The sequence below is a fragment of the Haliea sp. genome (assembly GCF_040221975.1).
Lineage (GTDB): Bacteria > Pseudomonadota > Gammaproteobacteria > Pseudomonadales > Halieaceae > Haliea.
Genome location: NZ_JAVJWR010000017.1, coordinates 59145 through 80349 on the forward strand (window position 1 = coordinate 59145; position 21205 = coordinate 80349).

The window sequence follows — 21205 nt, forward strand, 5'->3', positions numbered from 1 at the left end:
CCCACCTCGGCGGCCCCACCCCATCTTGCCATCCCCGCAGGGTCTGGTACGCTCCCGCGCTGGACAATTGCACCCAGAATGGACCGATACCATGAAACCAGCAACTCTCGCCCTGCACGCGGGCTACGATGGCGACCCCGCGACCAATGCCGCCACTGCGCCTATTTACCAGACCACCTCCTATACTTTCAATGACACCCAGCACGGTGCCGACCTGTTCGACCTCAAGGTGCCGGGGAACATCTACAGCCGCATCATGAATCCGACCAATGCCGTGCTGGAAGCGCGTCTCACTGCGCTGGAAGGAGGCATCGGCGCCCTCGCCGTCGCCTCGGGCATGGCGGCGATTCGCTATGCGGTCGAGGCCATCGCCGAGGTGGGCACCAATATCGTCAGCACCTCGCAACTGTATGGCGGCACCTATAATCTCTTTGCCCACACGTTCCCGCGCCAGGGTATCGAGACCCGCTTCGCCAAGGCGGACGATTTCGACCGCGTCGCCTCGCTGATCGATGACAATACCCGGGCCCTGTTCTGCGAATCCATCGGCAACCCGGCCGGCAATGTGGTCGATATCGAACGCTGGGCCGAGATCGCCCATGCCGCTGGCGTACCCCTGATCGTCGACAATACCGTCGCCACCCCGCTGCTGTGCCGGGCCTTTGACCATGGCGCCGATATCGTGGTGCATTCGCTGACCAAGTACATTGGTGGTCATGGCACGACTATCGGCGGCGCCATCGTCGATTCCGGCAAGTTTGACTGGGCGGCGCAGCCCGAGCGCTTTGCCATCATGAACACGCCGGACCCCTCCTATCACGGCGTCATCTACACCGAAGCCATGGGCCCCGCGGCCTTTATCGGCCGTTGCCGGGTAGTTCCCCTGCGCAATACCGGCGCCGCGCTTTCGCCGCACAGCGCCTTCCTCCTGATGCAGGGCCTGGAGACCCTGGACCTGCGCATGGAGCGCCACTGCAGCAACGCGGAGAAGGTTGCGGCGTACCTGGACCAACATCCGCAGGTGCGCTGGGTCAACTATGCCGGCCTTGAGGACAGTCCCTTCCGGGAGACCTGCAAAAAAATCTGTGGCGGCAAGGCCTCGGGCATTCTCAGCTTTGGCATTGACGGTGGCCGCGAGGCCGGCGGGCGCTTCATCGATGCGCTGCAACTGATCCTTCGCCTGGTCAATATCGGCGATGCCAAATCCCTGGCCTGCCATCCGGCCACGACCACCCACCGCCAGCTGAACCCCGAGGAACTCGCAGCAGCGGGTGTCAGTGAAGACATGGTGCGTATCTCGGTGGGCATCGAGCATATCGACGACATCATCGCCGATATCGAACAGGCGCTGGCTGCCAGCAAGCGTTGATCGCCGTGGCCTGCGCCCGGCGCAGGCCATCCCCACTGCAACAAAAGCTTCCCGAAACTGTAAGACCCCTGCAATCAAACCAGCGCATGGTGGACCAAACCAACGGTAACCGCGTGCTGCGTGGTTACCAATGCGCGGGAAGCCCATGCACAACAGTATCGAGATGTATCTCCTGCTCATACCAGCGGTACTGGTATTCGCCTACCTGCTGTGGATCAGGCTGCGCCTGTCACTGGCAAAACACCCCTCCCTGCGTGGCCACGCCAAATGGTCGCGCCGCATGGCCAGACTGGTTCCGTACTACAGCTTTGGCCCAGAATGTTTTTTCAGCAGCGACGGAGCGCCACCAGAGGTTGCGGACCAACGCCGGGCGGGCATTGACAGGCTTTTGCGTCAACTGCACGCCCGCTCACCCAGAAGCATTGAATTCGGCGCCACGCTGGAAGACAGGATTTCCGATGTAAACTTCACCAGCGCCTATCGGGTACCCTTCCCCTACAGGGAGGGTCTTGCCAAAGCGCTGCGACAGGGTTCCATCGTCGACCGCAGTGAAGGAGTGCGCCTGCGCGATATCGACGGCAACTGGCGCTACGACCTGTCGGGCTCCTATGGCGTGAACGTGTTCGGCTACGATTTCTACAAGGACTGCCTTACCGAGGCGGAGCGTATTGCCGGCCCGCTGGGCCCGGTACTGGGCCCCTACCACCCAGTGATTCGGGACAATGTGGAACGGTTGCAGGCCATTTCCGGATTGGATGAAGTGTCCTTCCACATGTCCGGCACCGAGGCAGTGATGCAGGCCGTGCGTCTCGCCCGCTATCATACCGGGCGCTCCCACCTGGTGCGCCTGTGCGGCGCCTACCACGGCTGGTGGGACGGGGTGCAACCCGGCGTCGGCAACCAGCGCAAGACCAGCGACGTCTATACACTGCGCGACCTCAGCGAACGTACTCTCAAAGTGCTGGAGACCCGCAGGGACATCGCCTGCGTGCTGATCAACCCGTTGCAGGCCCTGCACCCCAACGCCGACGCAGCCGGTGATGCCACCCTGGTGAGCAGCAGTCGCAGCGCGCATTTTGACCGGGCCAGCTACACTCGCTGGCTGCAGCAACTGCGCGAAGTCTGCACGCGCCGTGGCATCATCCTGATCTTCGACGAGGTCTTCACCGGCTTCCGGCTTGCCCATCGCGGCGCACAGGAATACTTCGGCATCCAGGCTGATATGGTGACCTATGGCAAGACCCTGGGCGGCGGCCTGCCTGTGGGGGTGCTTTGCGGCCGCCATCAGTTGATGCAACGATTCAAACAAGCGCAGCCTGCGAATATTGCTTTCGCCCGCGGCACCTTCAACTCCCACCCCTATGTGATGGCCGCCATGAATGTCTTCCTGCAGCGGGTGCAGGAGCCGTATTACCAACGCCTGTATCGCGCTGCAGATGACCTCTGGAACGAGAGAGCAAGGCAGCTGAATGATCAGCTCGCCGCTGCCCAGCTGCCACTGCGGGTAGCCAATATGCACAGCATCTGGACCGTTCTCTATACAGTGCCCTCGCGCTACAACTGGATGTACCAGTTCTACCTGCGCGACCAGGGCCTGGAGCTTTCCTGGGTCGGCAGCGGTCGCCTGATCATGAGCCTGAACTACTCCGACGATGAATTTGCCGCGGTGATGCAGCGATTCATCGAGGCGGCCCGGCAAATGGCCATGGACGGCTGGTGGTGGCAATCGGAGCAACTCACCCAGCGCGGTATCCAGCGACAGCTGGCAACCGAGATGCTGCGAGCGCGCTTCGGCCTGCAGCCGGTCGCCAGTCGCCCACCCGCAACAAGCGACACCATCACTGCCATCACCGGGAGAACGCCATGACTGTCACTCATCTTGATCGCGCCCGCCAGGCTGACTTCCGCCCATCACTCGCGAGCGGCTTCGACAGCTTCCTGCAGGAAGAGGAGAGACGCTTTGCAGCGGAAAACAGGCTCCGCATCGATCTGCATTGCCACGACCTCAACAGCGACCAACCGGATGAGCTCTGGGGGCGGATTCTGCGCCTGCCAGAGACCTGGCTGGAGAGCAAGAAACTGGTGAAATGCCTGCGCCAGCATGGCAGTGATGTCATTACCGTAACCAACCACAACAACGCGCGCTCATGCTGGCAGCTGCTGGAAAAGGGCGAGGATGTTCTGGTCGGCGCCGAATTCACCTGCCACTTTCCCGATCGCGACCTGTTTGTCCATGTACTGACCTATGGCTTCAGCCCCGCCCAGGAGGAAATACTCAACCGCCTGCGTCGCGACATCTACCAGTTTCTCCGTTACACGGCAGAGCACGAACTCCCTGTCATCCTGCCACACCCTCTGTATCTGTATGCCCACACTGGCAAGGTCGATCCCGCGGTATTCGAACTGCTGGCGCTTTTGTTCCAGCGAGTCGAAGTCCTGAACGGCCAGCGCGATCTCTGGCAGTCAACGCTGACGCTCAACTGGGCCCGAGGCATAACCCCGGAAAAAATGCGGGCCTGGGCACGCAAGCATCGCCTCAACCCCGGCGATTTTGCCGTCGACCCCGAGCGCCCTAAGGTATTGACCGGGGGCTCTGACGATCACATGGGGGTCTTTGCCGGACAGTGTGGCTCGTTCCTCGAAGTTCCCAACCTGCAACAGCGCCTGCAACATGAAAAGGCCTCGGTACTGGCACTGGAAGCGATTCGCGAGGGGCGCATTGCGCCGTTCGGCCACGTCGGCGAGAACCAGAAGCTGAATATCGCGCTGCTGGATTATTTTTCCCAGGTGGCGACACGTATCCAGGATCCGGGTTTGCTGCGCATATTTCTGCACCGCGGTGAGACCCGCGACAAGCTTGCCTGCCTCGCGATCAGCAATACCATGCTGGAACTGCAGAAGAAAAAAAACGCGCGCAAATTTTTCGAGTTCATCCACGATGCCCTGCAAGGCAAGAAACCCAACCGCATGCTGAAGTGGAAGGTACCGAAAAAGTATCGCTTCTGCCTGACCCATCTACAGCGCATTGCCGCCAGCAAGCAGGGAACACCGGAGCATTTCGTCGCTACCGTGAACCAGTCCATTGGCGAGCTGTTTACCGATCTGAACCGGCTGATGATAGCCAAAGTCGAAAAATCCGGGCTGCTGACAGCGGACAACCGGGCCCTCAGGTTCTCTACCGAAGAACTGACGCGCAATTTCGAGATCCCGGCACAAATAAGCGCCCTGGCATTCGGTGGCGACAATCCCCACCGCCACACCGATGGTCGCAAAATCACGGACCTGTTGGACAGCGTTTCCTTTCCGCTGATGATCGCGGCGGTTCTGGCGGGGGCGACCGTGGCGAGCACACGCCTGCTCTATCAGAACCGCCAGTTTCTCAACGATTTTTCCCGGCACCTGGGCAGCAACAGCCACAACTGCAGGGCTCTGCACCTGACCGATACACTGTTCGACAGAAATGGCGTGTCCAACTCGTTGACCGGCAAGCTGCGCCAGATCCAGCACAGGGACCTGCCCATCGACCTGCTGGTCTGTGACAGCGAGCGCAGCCCGGAACCTCATCTGCTGGTATTCAAGCCGCTGGCCAGTTACACCCTGCCCGATTCCGGTGGCCAGCAGTTGAGGATTCCCGATCTGCTGCAGATTGCCCGTGCCTTCTACGAAGGTGGCTATGATCGCGTTGTCTGCTCCACCGAGGGTCCCATGGTCCTGGTCGCGCTGCTTCTCAAGTACATGTTCAATGTGCCCTGTTACTTTTTCATGCACAGCGACTGGCTCGAGTACATCAAGGCAACCACCGACGCCACGCTTCACGAGCGCGATCGCATTCGGCGTCTGCTGCGTCTGCTGTACCAACAGTTCGATGGCGTTTTCGTGCTGAACAGCGAGCACAAACGCTGGCTGACCAGCCACGAAATGGAACTCGACCCCGCACGGGTATTCCTCACCGCCCATCAGGCACCCGCCGCCGCGCCGAACATCGTTCCGGTGCAAAAACAGGAACTGTTTGCCGATGCCAGCGCGGAGACTCCGGTCCTGTTCGTAGCCTGTCGTCTCAGCCGGGAAAAGGGCCTGCGGGATTTGCCGCGGATCCTCGCCAGGGCGCGCCAGTCACTGCCGAATCTGCGACTGGTGATCGCGGGCTCCGGCCCGGAAGAGGAGGCGCTGCGAACGCTATTGCCCGACGCCGTGTTTCTCGGCTGGACCGAGCAAACCCGACTGGCGCAACTCTACCAGGGCCTGGACCTGTTCGTGTTCCCCTCGCGTTTCGACACTTTCGGCAATGTGTTGCTGGAGGCGTTTGCCCACGGCATGCCTGCGGTGGCCTACCGCACCAAGGGGCCAGCGGATATTATCGAGCCCGGCGCCAGTGGCTATCTGGCCGCGAACGAGGAAGAGATGGCTGCCCATATTGTCGCTCACTTCCAGCAACCGGGCATGCATGCAGCAATGCGAGCCGGCGCGCGAGCCCGCGCTGCGGACTACGAGGGCACTGCCATCATGGACGAGTACCTGCAGAATCTCGGCCTGCCCACGGCCGCGCCTCCGCTGCGGCAGCGCTCGGTGGCCTGAGACATGAACCAGCTTGTCCGCCAACTGAGCCAGCAGGAGCAACTCAACTTCCTCTTGACCAACCGCATACCGCGTCGGCTTGCGACGCAGTTCATGGGCTGGTTCAGCCGCATCGAGAGCCCGCTGCTGACCCGATGTTCCATCGCCCTGTGGCGCCTGTTCGCGGGTGATCTCGATCTGGAGGAAGCGCAGACACAGCAATTCAACAGCTTGCAGGCGTGCTTCACCCGGGAACTCAAGCGCGGCGCCCGCACCGTGGATACACACCCGGATATTGTCACCAGCCCCTGCGATGCCATTGTCGGTGCCCGCGGCAGAATCATGGGCACGACCCTGTTCCAGGCCAAGGGCTTCCCCTATGAACTGTCGGACCTCATCCCTGACCCTGCGTTACAAGAGCAATACCGGGACGGCGTGTTCGTTACCCTGCGACTCACCTCCGGCATGTACCATCGCTTCCACGCACCGGCGGACTGTACGCTGCAACGGATCATCTACATTTCCGGGGATACCTGGAACGTCAACCCTATCGCGCTAAAGCGTATAGAAAGGCTGTACTGCAAGAATGAGCGGGCGGTACTGCCCCTGGAGACCGGACATGCCGACAGCGCCCTATGCCTGGTACCGGTCGCTGCCATCCTGGTTGCCAGCATCAAGCTGCATTGCCTCGATACGGCACTGGACATGAATTACCGCGGCCCGCAGCGCCTGAATTGCAACGTGAGCCTGCGCAAGGGCGACGAGCTGGGTTATTTCCAGCACGGCTCCACCATCATCCTGTTTGCCAGTGGCAACCATCAGTTCCGCCCCGACACCGAGACCGGCAGCCGCATCCAGATGGGGCAGGCCCTGCTGCAGCGCCATGCTGGCGCTGACCACTTCCCACCCACCCCCAAAACGGCGTAGCCAACGGAGATTGCGTCATGACCTTTGCTGAAGAACTGCACCAGCAGCGCTGGGACGACCATCGCTACTACCACCACAACCGCATCAACCAGTCGCTGCACCTGCTCAGTGCCTGTTGTTTTATCGCCAGCTATCTGCTGCTGTTGATTGATCCGGTCGTGGCGGTGATGATTGGCTGGCTGCTGGCCATGGTCCTGCGCCAGACAGGCCACTTTTTCTTTGAACCGAAGACCTGGGACGAGGTCAACCAGGCCAGCCACGAGTACAAGGAAAGCGTCAAGGTCGGCTACAACCTGCAGCGCAAAGTGGTGCTGCTGTCGATCTGGTTAGCCCTGCCCGTCCTGCTCTCGCTGAGCCCGAACCTCCTTGGCCTGCTCACGGAGCATCAGGTCGGCAAGGGCTTCCTGCACAACACCGCGATTCTCTGGTTCTTTACCGGTGTCGGGGCGGTGCTGGTCCGTACTGTGCAACTATTTTTCCTTAAAGGTGTGCAATCGGGCCTGGTATGGGCGACCAAGATCATCACCGACCCCTTTCATGACATCAAGATCTACCACACAGCGCCGCTGTATCTGCTGAAAGGCGAACTGTACGACGACATGAGCCAGTGGTATCGGGAACGTCCCGCAGAGTAAACGCGACCCCGGGCAGGGTTCAGCGCTTGCGATAGGGGATATCGCAGTAGGTGATCTCGCGGCGCGGGGCTGCGGCGCGGCTCTGCAGGTACAGCGCCAACGAGTTCATCGACAGGTCGATGTTGCTGGTAGGGCCGAGGTAAGCGTGGTCAATCGCCAGCGTGCCCTGTTCGTCCCGCAGGTCGAGGGGAAACCAGGGAATCAGCATGGAGTTGCCTTCGCGGAACTGCACCTTGCCGGTGGCCGCGTCACCGATCATTGGCGAGACGATGCGCCACTCCTGCTCCTCCTCGAACGCGGGGTGCTTGAGCACGGCGGCAATGCGCAGCAAATCGCCCTCGATAGTCTGAAACCGGCGCACCCAGTGCCGACTTTGGCTCGCGGACTCCTCCTCCCCGACGCTGTCCGCGGCCAGTGCCTCCACTGCATCGACAATCTCATCGATCATTTTTTCCTGCTGCGAGGGCGCGTAGACGCAGCGCCCAACCTCGAAGTGCTGGCGCCGGGCGCAGTCCAGGATGTGTTCCGGCGCAAAGCCCAGGCTCACGCCCTTGCCGTGAACGCTGTAGCCACGCCACTGACTCAGCAGGTTGCCGTTGCCGCGAAAGGACGCACAGAACAGCATCGGGCCGCTCACCACGCGGTAGGTGAGCCAGTCGAGAAAGGTCGTCAGCAGCGCCGGCTGGTCGACCCCGGCAACAAGGCGCCGGGTCACCTGCTCCCCCAGCAGGTCCAGGGTGTGGCGCAGCTCGGTGGAGTCGTTCATGTAGCGGATATCGCTGCAGCGCAGCTCGGCGCTGTCGACTATACCCAGCAGGCCGCTCAGGGTCGTGTAGTGATACAGGGGTTCCCGGGGCGGCGTTGCAAACAGGCGCTGTGAAATGACATCGAACATGCTGCTATTGTTGCCAGCAAAGATGACCGGCGCAAGCGCCGGTTCAGGATTCGTTGATCTCCAGCACTATGGCACCTGCCACAGCCTGGGTACCGGCCTGCACATGCACCGCACTGACCTCGCCGCTGACCTGGGCCAGTAGCCTGTGCTCCATTTTCATCGCCTCCATCACCAATAGTTCCTGGCCCGGGCTGACGCGGTCGCCCACAGTCACCAGCACCGACAGCACATTGCCGTGCATGGGCGCCTTGACAATACCGCTGCCGGCTGACGCCTGGTCTCCACGGGTAAACGCAAGCTCGTTGACAAGATCGCAGGCGGCGTCACCCAGTTGCAGGCTGATGGCGCCGCGACCCGCGGGGGCGTGGCAAAGACGGTGAGCGACCCCATCGACCAGCACCTGCGCGGTGCCCGCCAGATCGTCACCCTGCCACTGCAGCCGGTGATGGCTTGCGCCGGTACTGCAGTGATAGTCACCTGGCCCGACCTGCTGCACATGGACGTCGACAAACTCGTCCTCTGTTTTCCGGTAGCGGTAATGCACACTGATGTCACGCAGCCCGGACCAGCCGCGCAGCGCGGTTTCGGCAACAACACGCAGCCGCTCCGATGCGGCCACGCTGTCGCGGTACTGCAGTACCGCGGCACAACAGTATTGTACCAACTGAGGCACTGGCGCCTGCACGCCCTGCGGAAATTGCTCGGCAATAAACGCCGTGGTGGCGGTGCCCGCCTGGAACGCCTCATTCTCAACCACATCCAGCAGGAACTGCCGATTACTGGCCGGCCCGAACAATACCGTGGTTTGCAGCGCCCGCTGCAGGCGCCGGCAGGCGGTGGTCCGATCTTCGCCCCAGGCAATGATCTTGGCGATCATGGGGTCATAAAAAGGTGACACCTCCTGACCTTCCACAAGATCGTGGTCGACGCGGATGCCCTCGCCGTGGGGCGGGTGCCAGCGATACACGGTACCGCTGGCGGGAAGAAAATCGTTGACGGTATCCTCGGCATACAGGCGCACCTCCAGCGCATGCCCGTGCAACGCCACATCGGCCTGGGACAGGGGCAAGGGATAGCCCTGGGCCACCTGCAGTTGCAGCGCAACCAGGTCCAGGCCGGTGACCATTTCGGTAACCGGGTGCTCCACCTGCAGGCGGGTATTCATTTCCAGGAAATAAAACCGCTGGTCGACATCGAGCAGGAATTCCACGGTGCCGGCTCCACAGTAATCGATGCTGCGAGCCGCATTGACCGCCGCCTCACCCATGGCCACACGCAGCTCGGGGGTCATCACCGGACAGGGTGATTCCTCCACCACCTTCTGGTGACGGCGCTGTATGGAACAGTCGCGCTCCCCCAGGTGAACATGATTGCCATGGCTGTCACTGAACACCTGGATTTCAACGTGCCGTGGCTGCAGCAACGCCTTTTCAAGAATGAGCTCGCCACTGCCAAAGGCGTTTTCGGCCTCGGAGCGGGCCGCGGCCAGTGCCGCTGGCAGGTCGACAGGATCGAGTACCAAACGCATGCCCCGGCCACCACCACCCGCCGCCGCCTTCACCATCAGCGGTGTGCCGATCCGTTGTGCGGCCTCCACCAGCGCGGTGTCGGACTGGTCCTGGTCCTGGTAGCCGGGAATGCAGGGGACATCGGCGGCCAGCATCAGGCGCTTGGCGGCAGCCTTGTTGCCCATGAGTTCAATGGCGCGGGCAGAGGGGCCGATAAAGACCATACCCGCATCCTCACAGGCGCGGGCAAAAGCGGCGTTCTCCGACAGAAAGCCATAGCCCGGGTGGATCGCACCGGCCCGGGTAGCCGCAGCCGCCGCCAGAATACGCTCGGGATCGAGATAGGACTCCCTGACCGGAGCCGGGCCGATCAGCACTGCCTCGTCTGCCAGCAGCACATGGGGCGCTGCGGCGTCGGCTTCCGAATACACGGCGATAGTCCGATAACCCTGTGCCTTCGCAGAGCGAATGACCCGCACTGCGATCTCGCCCCGGTTGGCCACCAGAACACTGTCAAACTGTGGCATTGCCCTTACTCCCCTGTGTCACTGTGGCTGCGGGCTTGAGCCCAATAAGGCAGGCGCTTGCCGGCAAAGGCCGCCATGCCCTCGCGCGCTTCGCTACCGAGCATGGCATCGGCAAAGCGCTCGGCGGCAAACTGCACCAGGGCATCGGGCTCCAGGTGTGCACTGGCGTCGATGATTTCCTTGGTCAGGGCAATCGCGCCCGGAGCACCGTGGCGGGCATGCTCGAGCAATGTAGCCAGTGCCTCGTCCAAAGCAGCACTGTCAGCCACTACCTGATGGGCAAAGCCGAGCCGCCGCGCCTCGCTGCCGTCGAAGCGCTGCGCGGTAAGCAACAGGCGGCGGGCCTCGGAAGCCCCCACCCGCTGGATCACCAGCGGGGTGATCTGCGCCGGCGGAATACCCAGCGTGACCTCACTGAGCGCAAAGCGGGCGTTCGCCGTGGCAATCACCACATCGGCGATGCAGGACAAACCGAGCCCCCCTGCCATCGCCGCGCCCTCAATCGCGACCACAAACAGCTGCGGCAGGGCGCGTACGCCGCGCAGCAGGCGACCGAAGCTGGCATTGGAGTCCACGATATCCTCGCGGCTGGCGCCACCCTGGAACACCGTGCGAAACATCGACAGGTCTCCGCCGGAGCAAAAACTGCCACCCTTGCCGCGCAGGACCACAAAGCGCAGGTCCCGCGCCTGTGGCAAAACCTCCAGCACCGCAGCCAGCTCCGCGGTCATGCGCGCCGACAGGGCGTTGCGGGTCTCCGGACGATTGAACCAGATGGTGAGGGTGTCCGCGTCGCGTTCCAGGAGCAGGTCCTGTACCTCCGGCCAGGCTATCGGGGTGATTTCCATGGCTACATCCTCCCCACGCCGAAGGTGTTGGGGAACACCCGGCGCTGGCGCGCCTCCCAACAGGTCTGCAGGACCATGCCCAGTACCTTGCGACTGTCGCGCGGATCGATCAGGCCGTCGTCCAGCATGCGCCCCGAGGTATAAAAAGCGCTGGACTGGCGGTCGTAATGGGCAATCACTTTGGCTTCCTGGGCCGCAATCAGCGCCTCATCCACCGCCACACCCTTGCGCGCGGCGCCGGCCCGGAATACTTCGCTCATGGTTCTGGCCGCCTGCTCGCCGCCCATGACGCCAATCTGGGTATTGGGCCAGCTGAACAGGAAATCGGGATCGTAACCCTGGCCGCACATGCCGTAGTTGCCGGCGCCAAAACTGGCCCCGATCATCAGGGTGATGCGCGGCACCCGGACGTTGGTCACCGCCTGGATCATCTTGCTGCCGTGCTTGATCATGCCGGCCTGCTCGTAGTCCGTGCCCACCATGTAGCCGGTGATGTTCTGCAGGAACAGCAGTGGCGTGTCGGACTGGTCGCAGAGCTGGATAAACTGGGCCACCTTGGTGGCGGCGTTGGGATCAATGGGGCCGTTGTTGGCGACAATGCCAACCGGGATGCCGTAGACCGCCGCCTGCAGGCACAGGGTCGCCGGGCCGTAGTCCGGCTTGAACTGCAGGAAGGCAGACCCGTCCACCAGCCGCGCCACGACTTCGCGCGCCTCGTAGGGCTGGCGGTAATCGACGGGCACGATTCCGGGCAGCTCTTCCGGGCTGTACAGCGGTTCCTCGAAGCTGCGCGGCGCCGGTTGCGGGCAGTGCCGGTTCCAGCCCAGGCTGGCGATGACCTGGCGGCAGATGGCGAGACCGTGGGCATCGTCCTCGGCCAGGTACTCCACCAGGCCGGACACGGTGGCGTGCATGCTGGCGCCTCCCAGAGGCTCATCCTCGGCTACCTCGCCGGTGGCAGCCTTCAGCAGCGCGGGCCCCGCCAGATAGGCCTTGCCGTTGCCCTTGACGCCAATCACATAGTCGCTCAGGCCCGGCATGTAGGCGCCACCGGCCGCAGAGGCGCCGTGCAGCACTGTGACAACCGGCACCCCGGCAGCGCTCAAGCGCGCCAGCCGGGCAAACACGCCGCCACCCTCCATCCACATCTCCACCTGGTATTCCAGCAGGTTGGCCCCGGCGCTTTCCACGAGGTGTACAAAGGGCAGCTTCTGCTGCAGGGCGATATCCATGACCCGAGTCGCCTTGCGGGTGGAGGTGGTGGTCATGGCACCGGCGTTGATGCCGGAGTCATCCACCGTCACCATGCAGCGGACACCGTTGATGTAACCGATGCCACAGATATAGGCGGCGCCGGGCACCGACCGTTCAGGGTCGTCACTGTCCACCAAAAAACCGGCCATGTTGCCGATTTCCAGGAAGGGACTGCCGGGGTCCAGCAGTCGCGCCAGCCGCTCCCGCGGCAGCAACTGCCCGCGCTTGTCGAAGCGGGGTTTGGACGCATTCGACAGGGCCGCAGTGCGCGCCAGCGCCGCGCGCATACGCTCGATCAATTCACCCTGCTGCTGCAGATTGCGCAGATAGCGCTCACTGTCAGGGACAACAGTGGATTCGAAAACGGGTACGACGTCGGTCATGATTCAGGCAGTCCCTTGTTGTCTTGAGTCAGGTTGTCATGTGCAGCAACTCTGCCGGAACCGGCACAGGCACGGTCAGCAGCAACTGGGCATAGCCCTTGCCCTGTGGATCGGTGCGCAGGCTGGCGATTCCGCCACCGGCCAGCACATCGTGCAGCAGGAAGTTCAGGGCGTGGCTGCCGGGCAGATAGAATCGCTGCACCGGCTGCGCCTGTTCGGGGCGCAGGAAGTGGTCGAAGAAAGCGGCCACCCGCGCTTCCGTCAGCGCCGCGGCAATCCAGGGCAGATACTCCGGGCGCCGCGCGATAACGCCGATATTGGCCTTGTCACCCTTGTCGCCACTGCGCCCGAAGGCCAGCTGCTCCAGTGGCACGTCCACCAGCGCCGCATCGGTGTGCGGTGGCAACGGCAGCTGTGCAGGTGCTTGCGGGGCAGGCCTACAAACGTGCGCCTCCACAAATGTTGCGGGCGCACCCGCGACTTCCACGCTCAGCGCCAGTTCCGCCTTCGGCAACAGCAAAGAGAACAGGCGCACCACCGGCGAGGGCTTGGCCCGCGCCCCGGCAAAGCTGCACAGGCCCGGCGGCGCCGCCAGCGCAATCCCCGTCATCTCCTTCAGGAACAGGCCGACGCCGCGAGCGCTTGCGTGTTTCACCGCAATCTTGATATCGACCTCCCGCACATTACTGACCGCGGCGGCCGCGCCGAAATGTGATTCAACGCCACTGATTTCGACGCTGGTTTCGCTGAGATCCGGCAGACCCCGCTCGCGCAACAGCGCCCGGGTACGGGCGAACACGCCCTCGGCAAACACTTCCGCCTTGCGCCGGGCATCGCGCCCGACCATGGTCCAGATATGGCCGGCGCGAAAGCCGTCGGCCCAGGTGAGGCTGACCTTGTAGTTCTCCGGTGCGCCGTGCCCGCGCGCGCCCGCCACCCGCACCCGATCCACGGCGGTCTGCTCCAGGGTCACAGTGGAGAAGTCGCAGCAGACGTCCGGCAGCAGATACGCCTGGGGATCACCGATCTCGTACAGCATTTGCTCCGCCACCGTGCCCACGGTCACCGTGCCACCAGTGCCGGCGGGTTTGCCCACTTCGAAGGCGCCGTCGGCAGAGACCGTCGCCAGCGGGTAGCCGGCGCTGGCCAGGGTATCAGCAACGCTTTCCCAGTCCGTGTAATTGCCACCGGTGGCCTGGGTACCGCACTCGAGGATATGCCCGGCCAGGCTGCCCTGGGCCAGGCGATCAAAGTCTTGCGGCTGCCAGCCAAAAGCGTGGATGCAGGCACCCAGGGTGACTGCGCTGTCCACGCAGCGGCCGGTGATGACAATATCGGCACCACGTCGAAGACACTCGGCTATGGGGAAAGCACCGAGATAGGCGTTGGCACTCGCCACCCGGTCAGGGTCCGGGAACGGCTCACCGGAAAACATTTCCCGGATCGCGCCGCCACCGCTGCGGTCGGCCAGCTCCTGCACGCGCGGCAGCAGATCGTCGCCGAGCACTGTCGCCACCACCAGGTCCAGCCCCTGGTCAGCGATCAGCTTGCGCAAGGCCTCTGCACAGGCCCGCGGGTTGACGCCGCCGGCGTTGGCGATCACCTTCACCCCGCATGCCGCAATCCGCTGCAGATTCGGTGCCATGGCAGCGCTGACAAAATCCGTGGCGTAGCCCTGCTCCGGGTCCGCCGCCCGGGCGCGGGCCATGATCGACATGGTGACTTCCGCCAGGTAGTCGTAGACCAGGTAATCCAGACCCTCCACCGCCAGCAGCTGCGGCGTTGCCAGAGCGGCGTCGCCCCAGTAGCCCGAGGCGCCGCCGATGGTAATGGCCCCAGTTTTCGTGCCGGTCATGCCCTGCCCTCTGTACTGTTATTGTCCGCGCGCCCGCAGGCATCGAACTGCAGACTACCGCCACCGGCCAGTGCCTGCTTGTGTGAACTGGCTGGCGTCTGTGGGAAGTGCTGGGCGCTCAGGCCCGGAGAGAGGGGTCTGTATGCACTGCCAGGCGCCGCGAGCCGGAAAAAATATCCCGGGGCCGCAAGCCGTAAATACGTCTTATGGAATGGCTGAAGTGCGTGGAGTCCGGGTAGCCTATCTGCAGCGCCACTTCGGTGAGGCTGCTGCCCCTGGCAACGTGGGCCAGCATGGCACGGGCGCGCTTCCAGGCACAGAAACTGCGGAAGGTCATGCCCACTTCATCGCGGAACAGGTGCACGAAGCGAGAGAAGGACAGGCCGCAGGCCGCTGCATGATCTGCGGCGGCATGCTTGTCGCCGGGGTTGGCGGCAATGGTCTCCGCGGCGGCGGCAATGCGAGGATCCAGCTGCCGCGCCAGCAGATCGCTGCCGAAAAAGTAGCGGTCTACGGCGCTGTCACTGCACTCCAGGACCTGTGACTGCCGCGGCCAGTCGTCAAACGCCCTCTGCAAACGACGGTGCTCGACGGACCCATCCACACAGGCAGCCCGCCACGAAGCCTCCTCCGGCACCAGCTCCGGCTCGATAACGATCAGGTCGATCACCCGTTCCGGCACCGAGATCGCAACAGGCACGTTGGCAGGCACCAGCGCAATGCGAGTGCTCTGCCGGGGGGCGTCACCAATGCGGATACTGAATGGTTCTCCCGCTGTCGAGTAGATCGACAAGCCGCCGAGGGTTCGCTCCCGGGGCTGCCCCAGCAAGCCGCGGTACACCGTGCGCCCGCGGGTGATCATCATCGCCAGTTCTGGCGGCGGCGCTGCTGTCACAGCAGGGTTTCGAAGTGGTCGGTCAGCACGCAGTCGCGGCGACGGACATCGTACTCGCGCAGCGGCTCCACGTCCTCGCTGCGAATAATCTGCTTGTTCACGGCCGCCTGCAGCGCCTCGTCCAGGGTCTCGGCGTCCAACTCACCCTTGCTCCAGGCCCGCTGCAAGGCCTGGAACGGCTTGTCCACTTGCAGCAGCATCTGGTAGGTCGTCTCCACCCGGCCGACCGCATCCTCGGGATCCTCACTCACGTAGACATGGGTTGCCAGCATCGCGCGCACCGCGTTGGGCTCCATGACCAGTGCACCCAGTTCGCGAATCTGGCGGTCATCCGGCGCCCGGAAAACCCGCCCCAGGGGCAGGCACAGGGCGCGCATGAGCAGGCCCAGGGCGCGCGGCTGGAAGTTGTCACAGTAGGCGAGCAAGGCCTGCTGGGCAGCGTACAGGGAGTTCTGCAGGGCAAAGGCCGCGTGCGCGTCACCCTCCTTGCTGCGAGGCTGGGTGGCGTGGAATTTCAACAGGCTGCTGGCGATGAACAGCTGGCTGTGGACGTCCCCCAGGCGTGCCGACAGCAACTCGCGGCGCTTGAGATCGCCGCCGAGGACGCCCAGGGCGACATCGGCACAGGTGGCCAGCGCCGCACTCAGGTGATTGATGCGCTGATACCAGCGGCGGCTGAAATCATCGGCACCCGAGGGTACCGGGCTGAAGCGCGCGGCACTGACCCCCAGTATCACCAGCCGCGCCAGGTTGCTGCTGATATGGCCGAGGTGCTGCAGAAACAGCGGCTCGAATTCACGCAAACCCTCGTGGGTCTCCTCCGCCTGCAGGGTCTGCATTTCGTCGAACAGGTAGGGATGACAGCGCATGGCCCCCTGGCCAAAGATCATCAGCGAGCGGGTGAGGATATTGGCGCCTTCAACCGTGATCGCCACCGGCAGGGCATGGTAGCCCGCGGCGAGGAAATTGCGCGGCCCGAGCTGGATGCCGCGGCCACCAACAACGTCCATGCCATGGTTGACCAGATTCCGCATCAACTCGGTGGCGTGGTATTTGGCCATGGCGGTCATCACCGAAGGTGTACCGTCCTCCAGGCCCCGGGTGACCATCTGCCGCATCGCCTCCAGGGTGTAGGCGCCAGAGGCAATCTCGGCAGTGGCTTCCTGTACGCCCTCGAACTTCCCCACTTCCATGTTGAACTGGCGGCGGATGCGGGCGTAGGCGCCCACCATCAGGTAGCACATTTCGCCGCTGGCGGTGGACAGGGCCGGCAGCGAGACGCCGCGACCAGCGCCCAGGCACTCGATCAGCATGCGCCAGCCCTTGCCGGCCATCTCCGGCCCACCGATGATCCAGTCCACCGGGATGAACACGTCCTCGCCCATGACCGGCCCGTTCATGAACGGCGCCCCGGGATTGTGGCGACGCCCGATCTCCACTCCCGGGTGGTCGGCCGGCAGCAGGGCGCAGGTAATGCCGTAGTCGACCTTGTCCGGGTCGCCCAGCAAACCCTCCGGGTCCCGCAGCTGGAAGGCCAGCCCCACGACCGTGGCCACCGGTGCCAGGGTAATCCAGCGCTTGTGGAAGTTGAGCCGCAGGCCGATGACTTCCTCGCCCTCGAATTCCCCCTTGCAGACCAGCCCGATATCCGGGATGGCCCCCGCATCCGAGCCCACCTCGGGACCGGTGAGACCGAAACAGGGCAGTTCCGAGCCGTCCGCCAGGCCCGGCAGCCAGCGCTGCTTCTGTTCATCGGTGCCGTACTTCACCAGCAGTTCGCCGGGGCCGAGGGAATTGGGCACCATGGCCGTAACCGCCGCGGTGATGGAGCGGCTGGCGATCTTGCTCATGATGCGGCTCTGGGCGTAGGGGCTGAAATCCCGGCCGCCGAAGGCCTCGGGGATAATCAGGCCAAAAAAGCCCTTCTGCCGCAGATAGTCCCACACCTCCGGCGACAGGTCCTGGCGCTGGTGCACATCCCATTCATCGATCATGCCGCAGAGCTCGTTGGTCTCGTTGTCGATGAACGCCTGTTCCTTGTCGGTCAACAGCGGCGGGTGAATGGCCGCAAAGCGATGCCAGTCCGGCTTGCCACTGAACAGGTCCTTTTCCCACCAGGTAGTGCCCGCTTCCAGGGCCTCGCGCTCGGTGCTGCTCATCGGGGGCATGGCTTTGCGCAGCATGGCGTAGACCGGTGCCACCAGGTAGTGGCGGCGCCACTCCTCGACATTGAGCAGGGCGATTACTGCCACAACCGGCAACAGCACCAGCCACATGCCGCCGTGCAACTGGGTCAGCAACAGTGTGCCAACACCCGTCACCACAGAGCCGACCGGCAATGACGGGCGGTACCAGAGCACCGCGATGACCAGGGCAAGGAAGAGCAGAATAGACAGCAACATGACAGGTTTACCTCGCTGTGACGCTGCCACGACGGCGCGCCCTTGTTTCAATCCACAGCTATAACCTTAGTCCATTACGGTGACTGCGCACAATGCGTTATACTACGGGTCCTTCGCTGGACCTCCACCAATAACAGCGCCGGATGCCGCAACAGCGGGCCGGTGACGCGAAAGCACAAGTCTGGACGATTGCCAACTCACCAATCCTGAAATTTCTGGAGGACTACCATGGCTTTTGAACTCCCCGCCCTGCCCTACCCGCGCGATGCACTGGCACCGCACATATCCGAGGAGACCATCGACTATCACTATGGCAAGCACCACAACACCTACGTCGAGAAGCTGAACGGCATGGTGCCCGGCACCGAATTCGAGGGCAAGTCGCTGGAAGAGATCATCAAGACAGCCTCCGGTGGCGTATTCAACAATGCGGCCCAGGTCTGGAACCACAGCTTCTATTGGGAATGCCTGAGCCCCAACGGCGGCGGTAAAGCCACCGGTGCCGTGGCCGCTGCCATTGACAAGGCCTTCGGTTCTTTTGCCGAATTCAAAAAAGAATTCAGCGAAGCAGCTGCCGGCAACTTCGGCTCCGGCTGGACCTGGCTGGTCAAGAACGCTGACGGCAGCGTGGCCATCGTCAACACCAGCAACGCCGGTACCCCGCTGACCGACAGCGCGGTGACACCGCTGCTGACCGTGGACGTGTGGGAGCACGCCTACTACATCGACTACCGCAATGCCCGCCCCAAGTACCTGGAGGCTTTCTGGGCGCTGGTGAACTGGGACTTCGTGAACAAGAATTTCGCCTGAGTCCCGATGCCGGCGCGGATTTTTGCCGCGCCGGCCCTTCCTCCCCACCCTACACCGGCAACACCGTGGTGGCCTTGATCTCCTCCATCACAAAACTGGCGGACACATCGAACAGGTCCGCGGCGATCAGCTGCTGGTAGAGTCGGTCATAGTCCGGCATGTCGGCGACCACCGCCTTCAGCAGATAGTCGAGCTGTCCACCCAGGCGATAGACCTCGAGCACGCCCTCCACGCCCTGCACCACTTCCCGAAAGCGCTGCACCCAGGCTTCATTGTGTTGATTGGTGCGGATGGTGATGAACACCGTGAGCCCGAGCCCGACCCTGGCGGCATTGAGCAGGGTCACCCGCTGGCGGATCACTTCGTTGTGCTCCAGCTTTTGCAGCCGCCGCCAGCAGGCGGATTTGGAGATGCTCACCCGCTCGGCGAGGTCCGCCACCGACAGCGCGGCGTCAACCTGTAGCAGGCGCAACAATTGTTTGTCGGTCGAATCGAGCATTCGTGTCTCTCGCACCCCAGGAAGGAACGTTATTTCGAAATATAAAAAAATAATGGAACATTGTAGCTATATTATCAAATATTCAAACACAATCAGGCACAATGTTTCGGCTCCCAGACGCTAGAATTCTCACCCGAAATCAACCGCAATCCACCCCGGGAGTATTGCCCATGAGCCACCTGATCGAGCGGATACGCCAGGCCGTCATCGGCCAGCGCCAGCCCATCGCCACGCCGTTCGGTGACAAGCCGCTGGTGTATGCGGACTACACCGCCTCTGGCCGCAGCCTCGACTTCATTGAGGAGTACATCCGCGAACAGGTGCTGCCCTTCTACGCCAACACCCATACCGAGACCTCCTTTACCGGAGCCCATACCACGACTCTGCGCGAAGCGGCACGCAAGCAGGTGCGCGCAGCCGTCAATGGCGGCAGCGAGGACAAGGTGATCTTTTGCGGTTCCGGGGCCACCGCCGCCATCAACAAGCTGATCGATGTGCTGAATCTGCGCCTGCCGGCGGAACTGGATGCCCGCTGCCACTTGTCGGCACAGCTGCCCGAGGCCGAGCGGCCAGTGGTCTTTATCGGCCCCTATGAGCACCACTCCAACGAACTGCCCTGGCGCGAGAGCATCGCCGAACTGGAGGTCATCCCCCTCGATACCCGGGGTGGCATCGACCAGCAGGCACTGGCATCCGCCCTGGGGCGGCACGCACATCGCTCCCTGCTGATTGGCAGCTTTTCCGCCGCATCGAATGTCACCGGTATCAAGAGTGATGTGGCCGCCGTGACCCGCCTGCTGAAGGCGCACGGCGCGCTGGCGTTCTGGGACTACGCCGCCGCCGGCCCCTACGTGGCCATCGACATGAACGGCGCAGACCCGCTGGACGCGGTATTCCTGTCCCCGCACAAATTTGTCGGCGGCCCCGGTACACCGGGTATCCTGGTGGCCAAAAGCGCGTTATTCGGCAACCGGGTGCCGGCCATGGTGGGCGGTGGCACGGTGACCTATGTGACCCCGGAGGACCACGTCTACAGCCGCGATATCGAGCGGCGCGAGGAAGGCGGCACCCCGGCCATCGTGGAATCCATTCGCGCCGGCCTGGTTTTCTCTCTGCAACAGGCCGTAGGCACCGACACCATCCAGGCCCGCGAATCGACACTGGCCGAACGCGCCATGACCCGGCTCCGGGACTGCCCCAACATCGAAGTACTGGGCAGTCACGCTGCTTCGCGCCTGCCGATTTTCTCCCTGCGTTTTCGTCACGGCGAGCGCGACCTGCACTACGGCTTCGTGGTGGCGCTGCTCAACGACCTGTTCGGCATCCAGGCGCGCGGTGGCTGCTCCTGCGCGGGACCCTACGCCCACGCCCTGCTGGGCATGGATATGGCCTACAGCAAGCAGTTGGAAGCGGCGATCACCGCTGGCATCAGCCTGCTGCGGCCGGGCTGGGTACGTTTGAACTTCAACTACTTCATTGATGATGAGGAGTTTGAATACCTGCTGCGGGCGCTGGAACTGGTGGCCGAACATGGCTGGCGCCTTTTGCCCTGCTACCAGGTGGACACGACGCACGGGGTGTGGCGCTTTCAGGGTCATCGGAGCGAGCGTCCGGATCCACTTGCGAATCTGGGCTGGCTGGAGCAGCCGACAACGCCAGCTGCAGGCACCCCGCCACTGACATTGCAGGCACAGCTCACTGTGGCGGAACGGGAATTAACCCGGGGCGATCGCGCTGCAACATCCGTGACCCTGCAACTTCCAGCTGCATACGAACATCTGCGCTGGTTTGCCCTGCCACAGGAGGTAGCGCCCGCGCTTGCTGCCCAGGGCCAGACTGCCTGA

At 63.2% G+C, this 21205-nt stretch carries 15 protein-coding genes; 7 read left to right on the forward strand and 8 right to left on the reverse strand.

What is annotated here, in order from left to right; all coding sequences use genetic code 11:
* Window positions 1-91: 91 nt before the first annotated feature.
* The 5 genes from RLO07_RS06565 to RLO07_RS06585 all read left to right on the forward strand — a co-directional run bounded on the left by RLO07_RS06565 (window position 92) and on the right by RLO07_RS06585 (window position 7485).
* Window positions 92-1369 carry an O-acetylhomoserine aminocarboxypropyltransferase/cysteine synthase family protein gene (locus RLO07_RS06565; RefSeq protein ID WP_462291337.1) on the forward strand — a complete coding sequence of 426 codons (1278 nt, stop codon included), beginning with the start codon at window positions 92-94 and terminating at the stop codon, window positions 1367-1369.
* A 145-nt stretch (window positions 1370-1514) separates the two neighbouring features.
* Window positions 1515-3236, forward strand: a complete 1722-nt coding sequence (locus RLO07_RS06570; protein ID WP_462291338.1) for an aminotransferase class III-fold pyridoxal phosphate-dependent enzyme — start codon at window positions 1515-1517, stop codon at window positions 3234-3236.
* Window positions 3233-5944: a glycosyltransferase gene (locus tag RLO07_RS06575; RefSeq protein ID WP_462291339.1), complete on the forward strand. Its 2712-nt coding sequence runs from the start codon at window positions 3233-3235 to the stop codon at window positions 5942-5944. The genes RLO07_RS06570 and RLO07_RS06575 overlap by 4 nt, the downstream gene beginning before the upstream one ends.
* Before the next feature lie 3 nt (window positions 5945-5947).
* Window positions 5948-6850 (forward strand): archaetidylserine decarboxylase, encoded by a 903-nt coding sequence (gene asd, locus RLO07_RS06580; protein ID WP_462291340.1) that lies wholly within the window; start codon window positions 5948-5950, stop codon window positions 6848-6850.
* Between the two features lie 17 nt (window positions 6851-6867).
* Window positions 6868-7485 carry a hypothetical protein gene (locus tag RLO07_RS06585; protein ID WP_462291341.1) on the forward strand — a complete coding sequence of 206 codons (618 nt, stop codon included), beginning with the start codon at window positions 6868-6870 and terminating at the stop codon, window positions 7483-7485.
* A 19-nt stretch (window positions 7486-7504) separates the two neighbouring features.
* Here RLO07_RS06585 and RLO07_RS06590 read toward each other — a convergent pair whose 3' ends face one another.
* From RLO07_RS06590 to RLO07_RS06620, 7 genes are all read right to left on the reverse strand, one after another.
* Complete coding sequence (locus tag RLO07_RS06590; protein WP_462291342.1) at window positions 7505-8380, reverse strand: DUF2971 domain-containing protein; 876 nt, start codon at window positions 8378-8380, stop codon at window positions 7505-7507.
* Window positions 8381-8423: 43 nt separating this feature from the next.
* The gene (locus RLO07_RS06595) at window positions 8424-10415 is read right to left on the reverse strand and encodes an acetyl/propionyl/methylcrotonyl-CoA carboxylase subunit alpha (protein ID WP_462291343.1); all 1992 of its coding nucleotides are present in this window, start codon (window positions 10413-10415) and stop codon (window positions 8424-8426) included.
* A gap of 5 nt (window positions 10416-10420) precedes the next feature.
* Complete coding sequence (locus RLO07_RS06600; protein WP_462291344.1) at window positions 10421-11263, reverse strand: enoyl-CoA hydratase/isomerase family protein; 843 nt, start codon at window positions 11261-11263, stop codon at window positions 10421-10423.
* Window positions 11264-11265: 2 nt separating this feature from the next.
* Window positions 11266-12900: an acyl-CoA carboxylase subunit beta gene (locus RLO07_RS06605; protein ID WP_462291345.1), complete on the reverse strand. Its 1635-nt coding sequence runs from the start codon at window positions 12898-12900 to the stop codon at window positions 11266-11268.
* A 28-nt stretch (window positions 12901-12928) separates the two neighbouring features.
* Window positions 12929-14755 (reverse strand): acyclic terpene utilization AtuA family protein, encoded by a 1827-nt coding sequence (locus RLO07_RS06610; RefSeq protein WP_462291346.1) that lies wholly within the window; start codon window positions 14753-14755, stop codon window positions 12929-12931.
* A 118-nt stretch (window positions 14756-14873) separates the two neighbouring features.
* On the reverse strand, window positions 14874-15620 hold the full coding sequence (locus tag RLO07_RS06615; protein ID WP_462291347.1) for a helix-turn-helix domain-containing protein: 747 nt from the start codon (window positions 15618-15620) through the stop codon (window positions 14874-14876).
* A gap of 26 nt (window positions 15621-15646) precedes the next feature.
* The gene (locus tag RLO07_RS06620; RefSeq protein WP_462291348.1) at window positions 15647-18052 is read right to left on the reverse strand and encodes an acyl-CoA dehydrogenase; all 2406 of its coding nucleotides are present in this window, start codon (window positions 18050-18052) and stop codon (window positions 15647-15649) included.
* A 228-nt stretch (window positions 18053-18280) separates the two neighbouring features.
* Between RLO07_RS06620 and sodB the strand changes: the two genes are divergently transcribed.
* Window positions 18281-18862, forward strand: a complete 582-nt coding sequence (sodB, locus tag RLO07_RS06625; RefSeq protein ID WP_462291349.1) for a superoxide dismutase [Fe] — start codon at window positions 18281-18283, stop codon at window positions 18860-18862.
* 49 nt (window positions 18863-18911) lie between these two features.
* Here the strand turns inward: sodB and RLO07_RS06630 are convergent, their stop codons facing one another.
* Complete coding sequence (locus RLO07_RS06630) at window positions 18912-19361, reverse strand: Lrp/AsnC family transcriptional regulator (RefSeq protein ID WP_462291350.1); 450 nt, start codon at window positions 19359-19361, stop codon at window positions 18912-18914.
* 170 nt (window positions 19362-19531) lie between these two features.
* On the opposite strand from RLO07_RS06630, the gene RLO07_RS06635 reads away from it, so the two are divergent.
* Complete coding sequence (locus RLO07_RS06635) at window positions 19532-21205, forward strand: aminotransferase class V-fold PLP-dependent enzyme (protein WP_462291351.1); 1674 nt, start codon at window positions 19532-19534, stop codon at window positions 21203-21205.

Bases quoted from the DNA above. Each gene is read 5' to 3' on its own strand.
- RLO07_RS06565 (WP_462291337.1), top strand. From the start codon at position 92: ATGAAACCAGCAACTCTCGCCCTGCACGCGGGCTACGATGGCGACCCC.
- RLO07_RS06570 (WP_462291338.1), top strand. From the start codon at position 1,515: ATGCACAACAGTATCGAGATGTATCTCCTGCTCATACCAGCGGTACTG.
- RLO07_RS06575 (WP_462291339.1), top strand. From the start codon at position 3,233: ATGACTGTCACTCATCTTGATCGCGCCCGCCAGGCTGACTTCCGCCCA.
- asd (WP_462291340.1), top strand. From the start codon at position 5,948: ATGAACCAGCTTGTCCGCCAACTGAGCCAGCAGGAGCAACTCAACTTC.
- RLO07_RS06585 (WP_462291341.1), top strand. From the start codon at position 6,868: ATGACCTTTGCTGAAGAACTGCACCAGCAGCGCTGGGACGACCATCGC.
- RLO07_RS06590 (WP_462291342.1), bottom strand. From the start codon at position 8,380: ATGTTCGATGTCATTTCACAGCGCCTGTTTGCAACGCCGCCCCGGGAA.
- RLO07_RS06595 (WP_462291343.1), bottom strand. From the start codon at position 10,415: ATGCCACAGTTTGACAGTGTTCTGGTGGCCAACCGGGGCGAGATCGCA.
- RLO07_RS06600 (WP_462291344.1), bottom strand. From the start codon at position 11,263: ATGGAAATCACCCCGATAGCCTGGCCGGAGGTACAGGACCTGCTCCTG.
- RLO07_RS06605 (WP_462291345.1), bottom strand. From the start codon at position 12,900: ATGACCGACGTCGTACCCGTTTTCGAATCCACTGTTGTCCCTGACAGT.
- RLO07_RS06610 (WP_462291346.1), bottom strand. From the start codon at position 14,755: ATGACCGGCACGAAAACTGGGGCCATTACCATCGGCGGCGCCTCGGGC.
- RLO07_RS06615 (WP_462291347.1), bottom strand. From the start codon at position 15,620: ATGATGATCACCCGCGGGCGCACGGTGTACCGCGGCTTGCTGGGGCAG.
- RLO07_RS06620 (WP_462291348.1), bottom strand. From the start codon at position 18,052: ATGTTGCTGTCTATTCTGCTCTTCCTTGCCCTGGTCATCGCGGTGCTC.
- sodB (WP_462291349.1), top strand. From the start codon at position 18,281: ATGGCTTTTGAACTCCCCGCCCTGCCCTACCCGCGCGATGCACTGGCA.
- RLO07_RS06630 (WP_462291350.1), bottom strand. From the start codon at position 19,361: ATGCTCGATTCGACCGACAAACAATTGTTGCGCCTGCTACAGGTTGAC.
- RLO07_RS06635 (WP_462291351.1), top strand. From the start codon at position 19,532: ATGAGCCACCTGATCGAGCGGATACGCCAGGCCGTCATCGGCCAGCGC.